Below are 17,648 nucleotides of genomic sequence, written 5' to 3'. Positions count from 1 at the left end.
GTCGATTATGGAAGATTGTGTCATAATGGGTGAAATGAGGAGATAGGAGACACACACTATGAAGACGAGTGAATTTGAGAGACTGATGCCGGAACTATTTGGGCAATGGCTGAAGGAATTTGAAGACGATGGGGAATATGGTTTTACATATAAAACGGAAAAAGAGATTAAAAGGATTGCATATGCCACCAATTTAACGCCTGAAACCGTTGAAAAAGCTGCTAAAAGTGGTGCGGATCTCTTAATTACGCATCATGATGCATGGGATTTTGTGTTTGGTATGAGAGAAGTGTGTGTGGCGGAATTAGAAAAACACCAAATCTCACACTATTTCACCCATTCACCGCTTGATTTTGTTGAGTTTGGAACGAGTACTGCTTTATTTGAAAAAATTGAAATCGATGAGATTGCGAGTATTTCAACTTTTAAGGATGATAAAGAATACCCTGGTATCGGTATCTTTCATTCAGCTATTACTTTTACAGAACTTCATCAACGACTTGAGTATGTTTTGGATGAACCTGTTAAAGCATGGGAAAATCACGACCGTCCTGTGAAAAAAGTAGCGATCTTGACTGGTGCGGGCAACAACTCCGCGCTGATTCGATACGCTAAGGAGCAAGGCTGTGATGTTTTTATAACAGGGGAACGAACACTGTATTCTGTTCAGTATGCTAAATTTGCAGGCATTCATTTATACGTAGGAAGCCATACCTATACCGAAATTTTTGGCGTTGAAAACTTGGCGAAAAAGGTACAAGCAGCATATCCAGAAGTAGAATTAATCAGGATATATGAAGATCATATTGAATCATTTTAGTAGGCTCTTTTCAAAAAGATGGTTGCTTTCAAATCTAATTTCTTCTATGATAGTTGATTTGAGTGTAAGGTGGGAGACTCCTGCGGGACAGGCGGGCAGGTGAGACACTTAAGAGTGAAACGTACAAATGTGGCTCACCGCCTGCCCCGCGGAAAGCGAGCAACCTGAAACGGAAATCAACCACATTCAAGGGCATCAAAGATTCACTAACCTCCTTAGCCACCAATGGGAGGTTTTTTTATTTTTGAAAAAGTGTACATATTAATAAAGGACTAATACTGAGCATATGTTTTCAATGTTACATAATACTCTGATACAATAGTGTTAAGTAACATCATATAAGGTGGACTTTCAGATGGAATATGTTGAAGCTTTAAGAGATATCAAAGAGATTAACGCTATTAAACGATATTTAAAGAAAAACTCTGAACGTGATTACGTCCTTTTTGTTTTAGGTATAAACACAGGGTTGAAAGTGACAGAATTGCTTTCGATTAAGGTGGGAGATCTTGTTTCGGATCAAGCAGTGGTTAACGATTATTATTGCTTGCCTACAAAAGAAGGAGTTAAGGAAGTTTTTCTGAATGAAACCGTAAAGAAGATTCTTTTTCAATATATACATTGCACTAATCTTCAGAGTGGAGACTATTTGTTTTTATCCAAAAAACAAAGCTTCCGATTACGCGTCAACAGGCCTATCGTGTGATTCATCAAGCTGCTGAGAATGTTGGTATAACCGGTAAGATTGGCACAAATTCCTTGCGCAAAACTTTCGGATTTCATGCATACAAACGTGGAGTGGCCATATCTCTTTTACAAAGACACTTCAACCACTCAAGTCCTTCTGAAACGCTAAGATATCTTGGGATTTCTAAAGATGAACCCATTAGAACAGAGATTGATGTAAGACTATAAGGAAGCAGTATAGGGGGACATTTTATGACAGAAGAAGTATTGACAAATACTCAAATCGCTGAGCAATTAAAAAAACAGCATCGTAAACTTACAAAAGGAAAGCTCGCTGCCCGTGCTATCCTTATTACATTCGGAGCCATCTTGATGGCCGTTGGACTAGAAATCTTCTTAGTACCAAACAATGTAATTGATGGGGGAATAGCAGGGATATCGATCATGCTATCCCACATAACAGGATTTAAATTAGGGCTCTTTCTATTCGTATTAAACTTACCTTTTATTTTTATTGGGTATAAGCAGATTGGAAAGACGTTTGCATTATCCACGTTATACGGAATTATTATTCTTTCAATCGCGACAACATTATTACATCCAGTACCACCGTTTACAGATGATTTACTTTTAGCTACTGTTTTTGGCGGGATCTTTATCGGTGTTGGGATCGGTATGGTTATTAGAAGCGGCGGGTCGCTTGATGGTACAGAAATTTTAGCTATTCTTTCAAACAGCAAGCTGCCGTTTTCTGTTGGCGAAATTATTATGTTTTTTAACATTTTTATTCTCGGTGCGGCAGGGTTTGTATTCACATGGGACAGAGCGATGTATTCTTTAATTGCCTACTTTATTGCCTACAAAACGATTGACCTTACGATTACCGGACTTGAAGAATCCAAATCAGCCTGGATCATTAGTGAGAACCATAAAGATATTGGAGATGCAATCCTTCATAGACTCGGTCGCGGTGTAACTTATTTAAAAGGAGAAGGCGCATATACGGGTGACGAAAAAGGCGTCGTATTCTGTGTAATTACAAGACTAGAAGAAGCGAAGCTCAAAGATATTGTAGACGAATTTGATTCCAGCGCATTCCTCGCGATCGCAGATATCGCTGAAGTAAAAGGCGGAAGGTTCAAAAAGAAGGGTATTCATTAAAACATTACGTCTACACAATCTTTACTCATATGAAAAACGCCTCTGATGACAGGGGCGTTTTTCATATCTAAAAGGTTTTCGCTTAGAACTAATCATATTTTATGTTTGCATTCGGACAGCGTTCACAAAGCAATTTTAAAAACTCGTCTCGATCTTTTGGTGAAATAAGAGCCATGCCAAACTGATACGTAATGTTGATTCGCTTTATCGATAATGCTGGACTTGATAAAGGATTCCAAGTCTTATGAGCAGAGGATATTTCGCGGTAAGGAATTCTTTTGTTGATTGGCCCGCACCGAATGACTAATTCCTTTTCATCTAATACGTAATACGTTGTAAACCAAAGCCAGCCAATAAAGAAAATGAATAGTAAATTGATAACCACTGTAATAATGATTCCGCTTAGACTTGCTCTCTCCGCAAATATTGCCATAGTGCTAACATACACTCCATAACCGATTGAACCCCAAAGAATTAAACCGAGCCATAGATCTTTTTTTGATGGATATCTCATGTGAATCATCTCCCACACTGTATTACTTCCATTATATAACAAATTAGCGAGATATGGAGTCTGAGCTAATGGAAAATGTTCATTGTGTGTGTTGGACAAATACAAAAGAAGATAACGTGTTAGTTAGATGGACACTCATTAATGCTTATCAATTATATTCACGTTAAATACAATAATTTCACGTTAATTTCAATAATTCACGTTAGATAATTTTTAACCGATTTATGACACTTTTTTAAACTTAACAGAGAAGCATGCTCGATAAAAAGCTTTGGAACTTTTTACATAATCAATCGTATTGCTTAATAGGGTAGAGGAGTAAACGTTAAAAAAAGGGGATAGTTTATGAACATCTTGTTGTTTTCCATCATTGTGGGGCTTGCGGCTGCACTTGTGATTTTTCCGATTTCAAACGGCGCAAAGCCATCTAAAAAAGAAAAGAAAAAAATCTGACTGTGGCGATGATCGGTATTATCATCTGTACCGTTCCTGTTGTATTTGTTTTCTACTATATTACGAATCTAGACCGTAACTTTTCTTCGATCTGGATTTTGGCAATTCTCGCTACAGCATTGGGTGCATTCATCGCTACTGGTAAAGAACAATTGATTAAAGGATCCCTCTTTTTACTAAGTTTAATGATCGGTATTTATTTCTTATCTGCTGGCTTGTTTAACGCTGAAGAAAAATATCAGTCATCCAAAATGGCCGAAAAGACAGAGATTGAGTCTTTTGATGAAAAAGAGACACCTGCAAGTGTTCCGCCTAAGTTTGCACGAAATAAAATGAGGAAGTCGTTTGGCCAAGTGCCGAACACGAGCTTTTATGAATTAGGTAGCCTACAGATTCAAAAAGTGAACGGAGAATATGTATATATTGCTCCAGTTGAATTCTCAGGGCTTTTCAAATGGTGGAACGGTGATGTGACGCCAGGTTACTTTACTTTAAGTGCTACCGATTCAAATGCAAATCCAAAATTCATTAAATCAGAAATGGCTTATACGCCTTCTTCTTACTTTAATAAAAACATTGAACGGCACATGCGTTCAAGCTTCCCGAGTATATCTTCTACGGTGATCCGCAGCTTGAGATCGATGATGAAGGAAAGCCTTTCTACATCCGATCATATGGAGAATTTGTTACAGCGCGCAACGGGTTTAAAGTTGAAGGGATCGTTGTCACAGACCCGAAGAATGGAGAGACGCAAGACTATCGTTTGAAAGACATTCCGGCGTTTATTGACGGAGCGGTATCACCTGAAACCGTAAGCCTGCAGAACAGTTACTTTGGTAATTACATTCATGGGTTCTGGAACAGCAAGTTTGGCAAAAAAGATGTAAAACTGCCTTCTGATGAAGGAACAGAAGCAAATGTAAGTCCTGTCTTTGATGAAAATGGTGAAATGTATTACTTTACGGATTTTACGAGCCCGAAAGAGGGAGTAGATTCCATGCTGGGTTATTCGTTAACCAACGCAAGAAGTGGGAAAGCGACGTATTACACAGGCAATCTTGAAGAATCATATATGGATTCGGAAGGTGCTTTAGAGATTATCGAGAAAAAGTTTATCGAGAAGAAATGGGACGGCGAAATGCCGATTCTTTACAACTTCTATGGCGAGGCTAGCTGGTTGACTCCTGTGCTAGATTCAAATGGCTTTCTGCAAAACTACTTTATTGTCTCTGCTGCGAATCCAGAAATATCGGTTTATGGCAATACACCGAATGCAGCGTTAAAACAATACAAAACAGCGTTGCAAAGAGGTGGGGGTTCAGTCGATGGAACTTCTGATGCTGAAGAAAAGAAAGTGAATGGCACAGTGCTTCGTGTGTATAAAGAAAAGTTAGGAGATTACACCACAGTATCGTTTTTACTGGATAATCGCCAAAGTTATATCGTTTCATCTGAGAGCAATCCACTTGCGATCTATTTAAAAGAAGAAGATAAAGTGAGCGTAACGTATCAGAATACAGGTGAAGCGTTCCTTCCCGTAACTGAAATGACAATTGAAGGATTACAATAAACAAATAAGCAGGGCACAACTTCATGTGCTCTGCTTTTTGCTTTTAACTATTGCTGTGGCACGTAACGTCTTGCGCCAGAGAACTCAACTGCATAAGCAGGTGTAGAAATAGGATCCAAACGTACTGTTGAGGCAGTATTTGGCGAGTGAATCATCATCCCATTTCCGGCATACATTGCCACGTGGTGAACGCTGCCTTTTCCTTCGTTATAGGCAAAGAACATTAAATCACCAGGCTGCAGCTTATCTTTATCCACGATCAGTCCGTTTCTTGACTGTGGTCCAGAGTCTCTCGGAATTGTAATACCGTTCGCTTTATGAACGGTATGCGTAAATCCTGAGCAATCAAAACCAAATCCAGCTGCACCCGCCCAGAGATACGGAAGACCGAGGAACTTTTTCGCTTCTTCTACAAGTGCTTCACCTGTTGGAACAGGAATGTCATTTTCACTTTTATAAACGGTTGCGTCTTTCGCATCAAGCCAGCGAACTTTTCCTTGAGGTGTTAAAACAGCTATTGTGTTTGAAAGTTCCTTTAAAACTGGAAGTCTCGTGTTATAGCTTAACTCAAGATCCTTCTTATGTCCTAAAGGTGCTTTTGAAAGCCAAGCTGTAGGACTTGTGATTAGGGCAAAAGGTTTTCCCTCTGCATGTTTAAATTGATCAGAAGCTGTTAATTGTGCAAGGGCATCCAACCCGGATAACCAAGTGTGTTTCGCGGAGTTGGCTGTCCATAAACCGCTACTTTTACCCAATCGCCTTGCTGTTCTAAAACACGAACTTTTTGTCCATAAAGCGCTTGTGTTTCAAGCTCACCGACTAACCATAGTTTTTCTTCATAAGTCATGCCGGTCGTCCAGCTTCGAAGATCTACCGGGTTTGATAGTGATGGCTCATCTAAAGGTCTTGCAGCATTTGGTCCTACCCAGAGTGTTGCAGCTGCAACATCCACGTACAGATCTTGTCCAACTACATTAGTACTGGTTCCTTTTTCAGCAGAAGCGGTGTTTGTGAACATTCCAAGTAACATCGCAAGCGAAAAGAGAATTTTTAATACATTTCCCATTTCTTTAGTCGCTCCTTTTTTCTATTTTTCTTCACAATTCGTGCTTTTTTTACGCTTTCCTTTCAAACTAGGAAAAGATAAGCCAAATATCACTCATATAAAAAGGTGTTCTCTATCCAATGAACTAAAAAGGAACATCACACAGGTCAAAAGGAGTGCATAAGAAAAACACCTCAACAATGAGGTGTTTAACAGGAAGTAGCTTAGCTTATTAAAAATCTGTTTGCATCCATCAGATGGTTTCCGTAGACGACAAATGCGGATAACACACCAGCTAACAATAAGTACATGATCAGCACGACAATCTTTGTTTTTGTAGAAGAAACATAATAGTTTTTTCTTTGGTCAAAGAGCTTTTCTGTTTTTGCTTTTTCCTCTAACAAGCTCTTTTCATAAGCTTCAAAATAAGCAGTATGGCTGAACAATGGAAGTTCAGGAATGCTGGCAACACCGTCAGGGTCTGCATCACGATATGTTTCTACCACAGCCTCTCTGGCGGCGGTTGTTCTCATATTCCTCATGCAACGTTTGTAAGAAACGCTCACGGTTGTTCAACATTTCAATTTCTACTAACGTACTGTGTTTTTTTATCTTTTTCTTATCTTGCAAAACAGGGAACGCATATCCGGATGGGATATTTCGTTTTAATCTGTCTTTTGCTACGCGTACATCTTCCAGGTAAGTACCGATTATATAACCGAAGTTAGGCATTTCATGATATTCATTCATTTCTTGTTGAATGTCCGCCAGCTTTTTTGTTCAGCTTCAAACAATGTGAGCATCTCTTTTGTCTTGTTTTGCTCAAAGTCTTCACGAACTCGTTTCCACCAAGTCAGAATACCGAACAAGAAAATTAAGAAAATGATCGGATCAGGTGAGATGAATAAGTAAGGTATAACGATCAAAAGACCGATAAACCAAATTTTCGTTGATAACACACCGACAATCCGACCTCCATCAAGCGGTGAAACAGGAAATAAGTTAAACAAATTGATCAATGCGCCTAAAAAGATAACGAGCCCCCAGAACGGTTGTGATGTGGTTTCATAAAGAAATACCGCTGGCAAGAATGATAGGAGTCCGAATAATGGACCGGCATATGCGATATAAGCTTCGTCTTTAGCGTTTTTAGGCATTTCTTTCATACCAATCGCCGCACCCATAAACGGTATGAATATCGCGGGTGATGTTTTAATCCTTTTTGCTTTGCGGCAACTAAATGACCCATCTCATGGACAAAAATTAAATAAACGATGGCAACTGCAAATTTCCAGCCATAAAAAGCCGCATAGGCACCAAGCGATATAAACATCGAAATGAGTGTTGCGAACTTGCCTAACTTTAATAGACCGAACACCCATTTTAATTTACTCATTAAAAACAACCCAATACCCGCTAAAATGGTCCAAATTCGGGATTGATTTTGTTTTTCTGCTTTTTGAGCCATGTGTGAATCCCCCAAGTATAGTTTCTTACTTATATCTTAAATGAAATACGTTAAAAGGGAAAGAAGTTTCTCTTTTGCAGAAAATTCCTCCTGTAGCGGTTTTTTGTTTAAAAAATAGGGGTATACGACATTTAGTACCCCTCTATCGGTATCTTATCGACTCGAAACTTGTATAGATGAGAAGGAGTGATGATTTTGGCTTTACAAAACCATCCATTTATAAGTGCAGATGCATTTGTTATGAATAAATCAGAAGTAATAACGGCAGTGAAAGCTTATTTAAAACGTGAAGGATATGAAGCAGGAAGAATTGGTGATATAGCCGGCGTTGATTTAGCGGCAGCAAATGAATATCATACATTGTTAATTGCAGCACAAGGAAACTTATCAGAGCTAGAAGCAGCACCGAAAAGTGAAACTAGTGATGAATTTTGTTCGCAGTTTGTAAACTTGCTGAGCAGTCACGAGAAAAATCCAGCTAAAACCTTAGTGCTCGCGAACCCAGATACGCCGTTATATCGTGAAAAAGCCGAAAGAATCAGGCAGGCGTTAGACGATTTAGGTATCGTGCGGTTTTGGGTGAAAGAGGATGGATCGATCGAGTGGGAATAAAATGGAACAAGAAAAGCACCGGAAGCAAATTCCGGTGCTATTTTATTTTTTCAATTGTGGAGTGACTAGCTTCATACAATTCAGGCAAAACATTCATCTCTTCAATTTCTCGCTTCGTTTTTTCTGTCCCTAACAAGTAGATGTATCTGAATAATTCGTATACAAGTTTACTGTCTTTCCCTCGATGGTATTCAGCATGAGACTCAGAAAAATGCCTTTTTGGTGAAAAGATATCCAAGCCTTCTTGTTTATTGTTTGCGTGCATTTGTGTAAAAGGTGCTCCAACTGTTGCTTTTCGTCATATGTTGCTTTTATCTCAAAATAGTGAACATGATCATCAGTAGGCAGGGGCTGTAGATCGCCTTTCGCCGTTACAAAGAACGTCTCCTTTTGTTCCATGTGTATTACCTCCTTTTTCCTTTTCATACCTCTAGAAAACGATTTTGAAACATGGAGAGGGCAAAATAGATAATATAAAGGAGATCATTGTTGCGGGCGGAAGTGGTTGATTTCCGTTACAGGATGCTCGCTTTTACGAGCAGATGGTGGTGAGCCTCTTACTGGAAGCCGTTCTATAGCTATATAGCTCGACATGTTTGAACATATAAACGAGAACTGAATCATAATGGATTCAGTTCTCGTTTTAACGATCAGTTAGATAGGTCTGCGTTCTTTTTTAACAATGAATAGATGTACATATCATAAAATTGATCGCCCGCTCTTTGGTGCTCTTTTAAAAGTGCTTCTTCATGGAATCCGAGCTTTTTTACAAGTGCACGTGAAGATGAATTTTCCGGTCTGATCACAGCTGCAATTCTGTTAAATTCCATACCGTTAAAGCCATAATGAAGAATGGCCTTTAACGCTTCATTCATAAAGCCATTATGCCAGTACTTGCGACCGAGTTCATATCCAAGCTCTGTTCGGCGGTCAGACTTGCTCCAATTATGAAAACCGCATGTGCCAATCAGTTTGTCTTCTTCTTTTCGCACAATACCCCAACGAATCGCGCTTCCCGTTGTAAATCCCTTTTCAAATGCCGCAATCAGCTCTATAGCATCATCTTCAGTCTTTAATGGTTCCATACCATAGTATTGAAGGGCATCCCCATCGGAGAACGTTTCAAAAATTTCCTTCACATCAGACTCTAAAACGGGTCTAAGCCGAAGTCTTTCTGTTTCAATGAGGGGGAAATGATCGTATGTATTCAAGTTAAAACCTCCTGGCTAAGAAATCGATTTAAGCTTCATCTCTTCTACAAAAAGATGTGTTAAATAAGGATCCCACTGAGTTCCTTTACCATCTTCTAAAATAGCTAATGCTTTTTCATGTGTCATTCCTTTGCGGTAAGGTCTGTCAGAGGTCATTGCATCATAAGCATCTGCAACGGCTATAATCCGCCCAAAGATCGGGATGTTTTCTCCGCTTAATTGTTCTGGGTAGCCTTTTCCATCATAGCGTTCATGATGGTAGCGCACACCTGGTAATAATGGATGCATGGCTTCATATGGCTGAACTTGAGCAAGAATATCTGCGCCAATTACAGGGTGTTTTTTTATATATTCAAACTCTTCTGGTGTTAACTTTTCCTCTTTTAACAATACAACGTCCGGAATTCCAATCTTTCCGATATCGTGTAGCAATGCTGCTTTTCGAAGCTGTAATAACTGCTGAAAGGGCAGTCCTGCCATCTGGCCGATCTTCATCGCATAATCCGCAACACGCAGACTGTGACCTGCTGTATAAGGATCACGAGCGTCAAGGGTTGCTGCCATTGTAGCAAAAAAGCTTTCTAATAGCTGCTTATTTTCGTATTCACGTGACTGGATCGCTTGAGCCATATGATTGAATCCTTTGATGAGCCTTGAGAATTCATCTGAATATAGATCGGCAACTTTTGCATTGGAATTCCCTGTTCGTACCTCATACATTCCGGCTTGAAGTTCGTTCATAGGCTGTTGAATATCTTTAAATAAAAGGTAAGCGCCATAGATCGCAAATGAAATACCGATTAGCAATACAAAGAATGCCCAGCTCCAATATGATCCGTTAACTGGAGCAGAAAGCTGAAACAATCGCACTTGATTCGCTAACGCGAACAAAAGAAGAGGAAATGTACCGATAAAAAGCGTGCTCCATTGGATTTTACGTTGAATAGAAATGTGTCTGGAAGTCGCCAATGAAAGGATTTTTCCATGATCTTTTAGTGTACGTTCTTGAATGTTGCGCAAAACGGGTTGAACGGCTTTTGTCGTTAAAAAGAATTCAATGATTGCGTGCATCCCTGCTACTAAAATGGCTCCAAGTGAAGCGAGATAGATGTAATAGTAGGGAAGAGACAAGTAATCAAAATAAATGGCCGAAGCTGTTAAGCAGACTGCGGGAACAGATAATCCGAATAAGTGCGGGCCAAGTATGCGCTTAACTGTTCGAATCGGAAAATGATGAGCATGAAAATAAGCTTTTTCAGCTAGTTGTAATCCTGGATGTTTTTTAGAAAAATAATTTCGGAATACAGCAATGTGTCTACGGAAAAATGCATATTCCAATAAGAACATAACAATTGACGATGAAACAAGTATTCCGCACAAGACAAAAAATTCATAAGTTGAAAAACGGAGTGTAGTAAAAAGAAAGACGCCACCAACACCTAAAACAGCAGCGCTGGATCCAATCATATAGTTTTTTAATAAACGTCTTTCAAACTGGTCATAAATCTTCATGTTCACCCGCCTTTCTTACTATTACTTTTAAAAACATACTAATAGCATACCTTACAAAAACTTGGAAAAAAAGCAATTTTTCAACACTTTTTTACATTTTTTGCAGAAAAATGGGTAGAAAGATCCAAAAAACGGATTTTTAAAAATTTTTCGCATTCATTTTTAAGTATGGAACAAACTTTTTGAGGTTTATGAGTGGATTTTATAGAGTAGTTAGATCGAATGTTCTTAAGTATAGCATGAGTACGAATGGTGCAAAATACACGGGATGGATAATTATTAAGAAAAACGGGTATGAAATGGTATAAGGATGTAGGAAGGGAGCTTAAATCATGTCATTAACTACACAAGAAAAGGACCATTTTAAACAAATTTTACTATCACGAAAAGATGAGATAAAAGAAATGAGAGAAAGAAACGACTCATTTGGAAATGATACAGAATTTCCGAAAGAATCAACGGGTGAACTATCTAATTACGATAACCACCCAGGGGATTTAGGAACCGAATTATTTGAAAAAGAAAAAGATATCGCTTTAAACGATCTCCACGAAAAAGAACTGGAAGACATTGATGCAGCGTTAAAAAGCATAGATGATGGTGATTATGGAGTTTGTAAAACATGTGGACAAGATATCATTAAAGAACGTTTAGAAGCTGTTCCTTTTACACTTTATTGTAAAGAACACAGTCCCGGTCAAAATTCATCAGATGATCGACCTGTAGAAGAAGCTGTGTCTGGTCCGGATTATAAAAGAAGAAGCAACGACGGGAAAGATGCTACGTTCTTTGATGCAGAAGATTCATGGCAATCCGTTGCAAAGTATGGCACAAGTGAAACACCATCAGATTTTACAGATCCTGATAAAAGAGATTATAACGAAATGTATGAAGATTCAGATGATGATGATGGATTTGTAGAAGAGTATGAAAGTTTCGTGGCAACAGACATTACTGGTACAGAAAGAAATGTCATACACAACCGAAATCATGAAGAATATGAAGAAGAGTTAGATCGAGAAGAAGAAAGACAATTAGACAAAGATAAGTACGATAATTAAGAGGATATATAAAGGCGCTGACCATAATTGTGTTAGCGCCTTTTGTTGCGTTAAAAATTACAAAGTAACTTATACAAGAGAAAGCCCGAGAATCCGATCAACCCTAAGCCAGCTAAACCTGTTATCCATCTTACTGTGTTTTCGTTGACGAGTGATCGAAAGAAGTGAACGGTAAATGCCACGTTTAAATTCCAGAGTATAATGCCTGCTATTATACATAAGCTTAACCCGACCTTGACCAATTCTCCTGTTGAAGAAGGGATGCTTTGAAGTGCGCCTCCATATACTCCAAACCAAAACATAAAATTGTATGGATTCATAAGAGCGATTATAAAACCTGTCCAAAAAGGGTTTTTGTTGATTGTATGGTTTTTATTATGAAGCAAGGCTTTTGAAGAAAAAGCGCTCTTTATCGTTGTGCTGCCGAGATAACCAAGCATCACGATACCTATAGAAAGCATAGCGAGCTGAACAGGTTGATATTGCAGAAAGGGAGCAAGACCAATGAAGACAAGGAACATAAAAATAAAATCAGCACAAACGGCTCCTAGACCAACAAGCCATGACGGCCAAAAGCCCCCGCTTAATCCCTTCTGATCATCTCAAATTTAATGGGTCCAACAGGCACTGCTAGACTGATGCCAAGCACGATGAAATGAATACTTAACAACATAAAATCACTCAAAAGCACCCCTCCATTCGCAAGGCTTGTCTATCTTACTTCAAAATATGAAAAGCTTGTCGGCAATATTACGGAAGGAAAAATAAAAACTTCATCGAAAAAGTAATTTAGTAAGACAACCTATAATGTATAAAAGGAGTCTGTATCGTGAAAAAAGCGTGCTTACTTATCATTGATGTTCAAAAGGGATTTGATGAAGCTGAATTTTGGGGAGAACGCAACAATCCAAATGCTGAAGTGAATATGCTTATTTTGCTGGATGCATTCAGAAAGGCGAAATTACCTGTCTTTCATGTACAGCATCAATCCGAAAACGAGATGGCTCCACTTCATCCAACAAAGTTAGGTTATCAGTTGAAAACAGGTTTTGAACCGAAAGAAAACGAACCACTTTTTATAAAAAGTGTAAACAGCGCTTTTATTGGAACAGATTTAAAGGAAGAATTAGAGAAGAAAGAAATTGAACAAATTATCATTGTAGGTTTGACAACTAATCATTGTGTTTCTACCACGGCCAGAATGGCAGCGAACTATGGATTTGGTGTTTCTTTTATCCATGACGCAACAGCTGCTTTTGCGATCGTTTCATATGATGGGAGAGAATTTTCGGCTCAAGACGTTCATGAATCTGCCATTTCACATCTGCATAATGAATTTGCAGAAATATTGAGCACGGAAGAGGCATTGGCGAAATGGGGCAGGTCCTCTCATTACATTCAATAACAGACATAGACAATATTCCCCAGGAAATGTCGTAAACTGCTAATGGTTTAGAGGGTTTATTTTAGGGTAAAAATGAATATACAAAATTAAACAGCGTAAGCTAGAGGTGTCTTACAGATGAATAATGATCAGATAGAAAAATTGATGAACAATCCTGAACAAGAATTAGAGTTTTGGAGAGAAGAAGATCAGCAGCGTGAACTCGTTCGTATGAGATATGTACCACAAGGTGAGAGTGGGTATTTCCAGGTTACTTATTTAGATGAAGAAGAAGGAATTGTCGGTTCACAAGTTCTAGACGAAGTTGAAGATGCGCTGCGTTTCTTAGAAAAAAATCAACCTGTTAAGTAAAGAATCAAACCAGAGGGAGCTGTTCCTCTGGTTTTTTATTGGGGGTTATTTTAGAAATTCAGGCTGGGTTAAAAGTGGTTGATTTCCGCTCCAGGCTGCTCGCTTTCCGCGGGGCAGGCGGTGAGCCACATTCGTACGTTTCACTCTTAAGTGTCTCACCTGACCGCTTGTCCCGCAGGAGTCTCGCACCTTCCCCTCCAATCAACTTGTCAATGGAGAAAAAACATAATAATACAAAAATAACGATCTTTTAGGTATAGAAGCAAGTAAATCAACTCACTTTCCGCTGAATATTTCCCAGTTTTCCTTACTATCTTGCATTGTTTAACTAATGCTGAATATTAAACAAACCTCTTCTCACGATACCATTCCTGAGAGTGTTCTATGCATGTTTCGAGGTGTTCGAACTCTCCGTTTTTATACTTGGAGATGATTTTTTGTGCAGTTTCATGTGCTAGTTTCATATCCTTGTCATTGATATCGCCCTTGTCGAAAGCTTCCATCAGCTCATTGTCATCAAGTAAAAAGAGCTCTTTGTCAGGAAGTATCACAATATCAAGGTATAGATCATCAAACCATGGTATGCCATCTTCATTCACTCCATGATCCATACACATATCGATATAGAATTGCACAACTTCACCGTTGGAATCCAGTACGGTTGTGATCGTGTATTTTTCACCTTCTGGAAAATGTTGGAGCCATGTGTAACCAGAATCGGCTATACATACATCATGATTCTTATAATGAACAACGAGTGGTTCTGATACTTGTTTTAGATGTATGGCTGTTACTTTTCCTTTAAAACAAGAATTCTCTTTATGTGTAACCTCAAAATCACGATCTGTGACTCTTTTCCAATTCGGTCGGTCAGCTGTTTTGTGTTCCATACGCACCTCCAGATTTTGTAAAAGTATAGCAGTTTCTTATGAAAATAGAAAGGATTTCAGAGAATAGAGTAGAACTTTGTAGATGTAATGCTGCAAAACGGAGGAATACACGAATGAAGAAAATCCACAAAGAGTTAGAAGAATTTCAATTGAGAAAAGGCTGGGAGATCAGCCGGGAAGGTGCTGATAAAAGCACAGCATCTCTTTTGCTAAATCATATGCTCTTAACGACCGAGATCGCTGAAATTGCTGAAGAACTTAGAAAAATGTTGAACACGGCATATTTTTTAAATGAAGCTGGCATGGAGAAAGAAGAAGCTTTTATGAGAGCCAAACATGAAATAGCAGAGGATATTGGAAAGGAAATTGCAGATAGCATTGCTTATTTAAGTAAATTCGCTACTTTTTTTGAACGAGACATGGAAAAAGATATAAGAAACAAATTAATGGAAATCGACAAACGTGATAACCCGAATTTGCAGTGACGTATGAAAGAGGAGGTAATATAAATGTTTAAAGCTGAAACACACGTGTTAACTTCACCTGACGGAACGAACATTACAGCATATGACCTCGGAGGAAGTGGCGAGACGATTGTATTTATTCATTATTTAGGCGGTATCGCACAAGCGTGGCAGCCGGTAATCAAATACTTTACAAAAAATTATAGAGTTTTAACGTATGATTTGAGAGGCCACGGGAAATCTGGACAACCGAACGAGGGCTACACGTTCGAAGACACAGCGAACGATTTAGAAAGTGTTTTAAATCATTTTAAAGTGGATAAAGCTCATCTTGTTGGAAGCTCATATGGCTGTATGGTTGGATTATATTTTGCAGCGATGCGTAAGGAGCGAGTGCAATCACTGGTTAATATAGATGGCGCTATGATTAATGATACGGGTGAAGATGGACTTTTTGATGAGTCGCTGGAAGACCATCTTGCTAAATACGAAGGTCAGTTTGATCCTGATTATGAATCGGTAGAATCTTTTAAGCAGTATTACCGCGAAAACTGGGAGCCTTGGAATGAGGCGAGAGCAAACTATATAGAACATTTTGAACCGCGTGTAAAAGAAAACGGAACAGTGGGTGCGATCACTACAGAGGATACCATGAAGAAAATCATTTCTGAAATCTACTATGTTGATTTCTTAACTTGGTACGAAAAAGTAGAGTGTCCTGTCTTGTTTTTACCGGCTGAAAAAGAAAGCCATCTAGAAAAGTCCATGCGCTTTATTGAGATAGCGTCTAAAGGATTACCATACAGCAGAACAGTCTTGATTCCTAATACTACACATTTAATGATGTATGATCATGAAAAAGAATTGGCAGAAGCGATACAAGAGTTTCACGCTCAGCTTCCCATTTCACAGAATAGCAGCAGGTAATAGATAAGGGCCCTTTAACTAATAAGGGGCCCTTATTTCTTTTATTGATTTGGACGTAATTTTCTTCTCTTGAAAAATTGTTCGAGTGCCATACATGTAAGCATACCCATAATCAGACCATTGCTTAAAAGGGTGACGATTATATTTGGCCATTCTTTTAAGGCGGCAGCTGGGATGAAGAGACTTCCGATTCCAACCATTAGTGAAGTACTGATAATAAACAAATTCGTTTCTGACTTTAACGCGTTCTTGTATTCTTTAAACGCTAATCCAATCATGCTGGAAAAGGGCAGGAAGATGGTTGCGTATCCGACTGGAGCGGGAATGCCAGCAAAGAAAAAAGTGAGCGGCGGGAAAAAGCTGATCAAAATAATCAGGGCATTACCAATAATAAACGCCATCCTGCTGAACATTTTAGTCGTTAGTATAAAACCAGATGCACCTGAGATCGGAACACTCGCAACGGCTGAAAACAAGCCTGCGATCCATGTGTTAAGTCCCATCATGATAGATGAACGGTTATAATTGATAGGTTTGTAATCTTCATTTTCTGATTCATACGCCTTTTCAACAACGTTAATGCTTGCCACCATGTTGGTCAGTAAGAGCATTCCGACGAAGAGTGAAGTTAGAACCGTTCCTGCTGATAATTGGGGCATTCCCCATGCTAATAATTCTGGAAATGCAAAAATTTCGTTAGAGTGCATCGTTTCTTTTGTTAAGTTTAATAGTTTGAAAAGTCCCCATCCAAGTAATAAGGAAATGAGAATAGAATAACTTCTAAGCCATTTCACGCGAGATTTTCCTAAGACGATCGACAACACTAAGATAAATAAAGAAGCAATGGCTACTTTAGTATCCGCACTTTCCTGAAGATATCCGATCCCGAGCATTCCCTTTATAAAAGAACCACTTAGTTGAGAGACAAGCAGGATTAAGTAAGTTCCAGTTACTAAAGGAGTAAACAGAGCTCTAATTGAGTTTATGATGCGAAACGCACCGAGTAAAAAGAAGAGAACGCCGCTGATCAGCATGCCGGCAGTCAGTTGCTGTAAACCATCTGAAGCCGTTAGTGCACCGGATGCTACAATACCTGCGTATACTGTGAAAACTCCCCACCATAACCCTGCTGGTCCTTCGTTAATCGGTAATTTGTGGCCAAACAAGACTTGTAGAATAGCAGAGCCCCCAATGATTAAAAAAGAGCGTTGCAGCAAATCCGCAGTTTCTGCCTGTGTCATTCCAAAAGCATCTCCAATGGCAATTGGGGCAACTAAACTGCCTGCAAGAATAAAAACCATCCACTGAAGTGAGGAAAACGTTAATTTCATGAAAACACCTACTGTTATGTATTTCTTCCATTCTATTATAGACCTTATAAAGAATACTTAGGAAGGAAAGATGTTTAAAAGGTAGAGTTGAATGGGTAAGTTTAATGCATTGGCTCCTTTCTAACAGATTTTTGTTTTTGGAGTATCTTGTAATACCTTGGAAGAA

17 protein-coding genes and 5 pseudogenes are annotated in these 17,648 nt (G+C 38.8%); 10 read left to right on the top strand and 12 right to left on the bottom strand.

Annotated features, from left to right (window positions below):
* Positions 1–58: 58 nt before the first annotated feature.
* From ACEWFH_RS15645 to ACEWFH_RS15635, 3 genes and pseudogenes are all read left to right on the top strand, one after another.
* Positions 59–820, top strand: a complete 762-nt coding sequence (locus ACEWFH_RS15645) for a Nif3-like dinuclear metal center hexameric protein (RefSeq protein WP_473724725.1) — start codon at positions 59–61, stop codon at positions 818–820.
* Positions 821–1,175: 355 nt separating this feature from the next.
* Positions 1,176–1,735, top strand: a pseudogene (locus ACEWFH_RS15640) (tyrosine-type recombinase/integrase).
* Positions 1,736–1,759: 24 nt separating this feature from the next.
* On the top strand, positions 1,760–2,668 hold the full coding sequence (locus ACEWFH_RS15635) for a YitT family protein (protein ID WP_473724724.1): 909 nt from the start codon (positions 1,760–1,762) through the stop codon (positions 2,666–2,668).
* 88 nt (positions 2,669–2,756) lie between these two features.
* Here ACEWFH_RS15635 and ACEWFH_RS15630 read toward each other — a convergent pair whose 3' ends face one another.
* The gene (locus tag ACEWFH_RS15630) at positions 2,757–3,182 is read right to left on the bottom strand and encodes a PH domain-containing protein (protein ID WP_473724723.1); all 426 of its coding nucleotides are present in this window, start codon (positions 3,180–3,182) and stop codon (positions 2,757–2,759) included.
* Positions 3,183–3,527: 345 nt separating this feature from the next.
* Here ACEWFH_RS15630 and ACEWFH_RS15625 point away from each other — a divergent pair.
* Positions 3,528–5,205 (top strand): annotated as a pseudogene (locus tag ACEWFH_RS15625) (hypothetical protein).
* 47 nt (positions 5,206–5,252) lie between these two features.
* On the opposite strand, the pseudogene ACEWFH_RS15620 reads toward ACEWFH_RS15625, so the two are convergent.
* From ACEWFH_RS15620 to ACEWFH_RS15605, 4 genes and pseudogenes are all read right to left on the bottom strand, one after another.
* Positions 5,253–6,235, bottom strand: a pseudogene (locus tag ACEWFH_RS15620) (C40 family peptidase).
* Positions 6,236–6,474: 239 nt separating this feature from the next.
* Positions 6,475–6,756 carry a hypothetical protein gene (locus ACEWFH_RS15615; protein WP_473724722.1) on the bottom strand — a complete coding sequence of 94 codons (282 nt, stop codon included), beginning with the start codon at positions 6,754–6,756 and terminating at the stop codon, positions 6,475–6,477.
* Positions 6,737–7,000 carry a hypothetical protein gene (locus tag ACEWFH_RS15610; protein ID WP_473724721.1) on the bottom strand — a complete coding sequence of 88 codons (264 nt, stop codon included), beginning with the start codon at positions 6,998–7,000 and terminating at the stop codon, positions 6,737–6,739. The genes ACEWFH_RS15615 and ACEWFH_RS15610 overlap by 20 nt, the downstream gene beginning before the upstream one ends.
* Before the next feature lie 158 nt (positions 7,001–7,158).
* Positions 7,159–7,718 (bottom strand): annotated as a pseudogene (locus ACEWFH_RS15605) (site-2 protease family protein); the annotation flags it as partial.
* 195 nt (positions 7,719–7,913) lie between these two features.
* On the opposite strand from ACEWFH_RS15605, the gene ACEWFH_RS15600 reads away from it, so the two are divergent.
* Entirely contained in the window at positions 7,914–8,330 is a 417-nt protein-coding gene (locus tag ACEWFH_RS15600) for a hypothetical protein (protein ID WP_473724720.1), read from the top strand.
* Between the two features lie 37 nt (positions 8,331–8,367).
* Here the strand turns inward: ACEWFH_RS15600 and ACEWFH_RS15595 are convergent, their stop codons facing one another.
* From ACEWFH_RS15595 to ACEWFH_RS15585, 3 genes are all read right to left on the bottom strand, one after another.
* Positions 8,368–8,595, bottom strand: a complete 228-nt coding sequence (locus ACEWFH_RS15595; protein WP_473724719.1) for a hypothetical protein — start codon at positions 8,593–8,595, stop codon at positions 8,368–8,370.
* 385 nt (positions 8,596–8,980) lie between these two features.
* Positions 8,981–9,541, bottom strand: coding sequence for a GNAT family N-acetyltransferase (locus ACEWFH_RS15590; protein ID WP_473724718.1), 561 nt, complete (start codon positions 9,539–9,541; stop codon positions 8,981–8,983).
* A 15-nt stretch (positions 9,542–9,556) separates the two neighbouring features.
* The gene (locus ACEWFH_RS15585) at positions 9,557–11,053 is read right to left on the bottom strand and encodes an HD domain-containing phosphohydrolase (RefSeq protein WP_473724717.1); all 1,497 of its coding nucleotides are present in this window, start codon (positions 11,051–11,053) and stop codon (positions 9,557–9,559) included.
* Between the two features lie 332 nt (positions 11,054–11,385).
* Between ACEWFH_RS15585 and ACEWFH_RS15580 the strand changes: the two genes are divergently transcribed.
* Entirely contained in the window at positions 11,386–12,114 is a 729-nt protein-coding gene (locus tag ACEWFH_RS15580) for a TraR/DksA C4-type zinc finger protein (protein ID WP_473724716.1), read from the top strand.
* Positions 12,115–12,164: 50 nt separating this feature from the next.
* Here ACEWFH_RS15580 and ACEWFH_RS15575 read toward each other — a convergent pair.
* A pseudogene (locus ACEWFH_RS15575) lies at positions 12,165–12,650 on the bottom strand (LysE family transporter); the annotation flags it as partial.
* A 293-nt stretch (positions 12,651–12,943) separates the two neighbouring features.
* On the opposite strand from ACEWFH_RS15575, the gene ACEWFH_RS15570 reads away from it, so the two are divergent.
* Both ACEWFH_RS15570 and ACEWFH_RS15565 read left to right on the top strand, forming a co-directional pair.
* On the top strand, positions 12,944–13,519 hold the full coding sequence (locus tag ACEWFH_RS15570) for a cysteine hydrolase family protein (protein WP_473724715.1): 576 nt from the start codon (positions 12,944–12,946) through the stop codon (positions 13,517–13,519).
* Positions 13,520–13,636: 117 nt separating this feature from the next.
* Complete coding sequence (locus tag ACEWFH_RS15565) at positions 13,637–13,870, top strand: hypothetical protein (protein WP_473724714.1); 234 nt, start codon at positions 13,637–13,639, stop codon at positions 13,868–13,870.
* Between the two features lie 45 nt (positions 13,871–13,915).
* Here ACEWFH_RS15565 and ACEWFH_RS15560 read toward each other — a convergent pair whose 3' ends face one another.
* Positions 13,916–14,059, bottom strand: coding sequence for a hypothetical protein (locus ACEWFH_RS15560; RefSeq protein ID WP_473724713.1), 144 nt, complete (start codon positions 14,057–14,059; stop codon positions 13,916–13,918).
* Positions 14,060–14,211: 152 nt separating this feature from the next.
* Positions 14,212–14,760: a ribonuclease FAU-1 family protein gene (locus ACEWFH_RS15555; protein ID WP_473724712.1), complete on the bottom strand. Its 549-nt coding sequence runs from the start codon at positions 14,758–14,760 to the stop codon at positions 14,212–14,214.
* Between the two features lie 113 nt (positions 14,761–14,873).
* On the opposite strand from ACEWFH_RS15555, the gene ACEWFH_RS15550 reads away from it, so the two are divergent.
* On the top strand, positions 14,874–15,245 hold the full coding sequence (locus tag ACEWFH_RS15550; protein WP_473724711.1) for a hypothetical protein: 372 nt from the start codon (positions 14,874–14,876) through the stop codon (positions 15,243–15,245).
* A 24-nt stretch (positions 15,246–15,269) separates the two neighbouring features.
* Positions 15,270–16,151 (top strand): alpha/beta fold hydrolase, encoded by an 882-nt coding sequence (locus tag ACEWFH_RS15545; RefSeq protein WP_473724710.1) that lies wholly within the window; start codon positions 15,270–15,272, stop codon positions 16,149–16,151.
* Between the two features lie 41 nt (positions 16,152–16,192).
* On the opposite strand, the gene ACEWFH_RS15540 is transcribed toward ACEWFH_RS15545, so the two are convergent.
* Positions 16,193–17,482: a purine/pyrimidine permease gene (locus tag ACEWFH_RS15540; protein ID WP_473724709.1), complete on the bottom strand. Its 1,290-nt coding sequence runs from the start codon at positions 17,480–17,482 to the stop codon at positions 16,193–16,195.
* Positions 17,483–17,648: the final 166 nt, after the last annotated feature.

The sequence above is a fragment of the Fictibacillus sp. EA-CB0309 genome (genome assembly GCF_055814265.1).
This window is presented reverse-complemented; position numbering and strand designations above follow the sequence as displayed.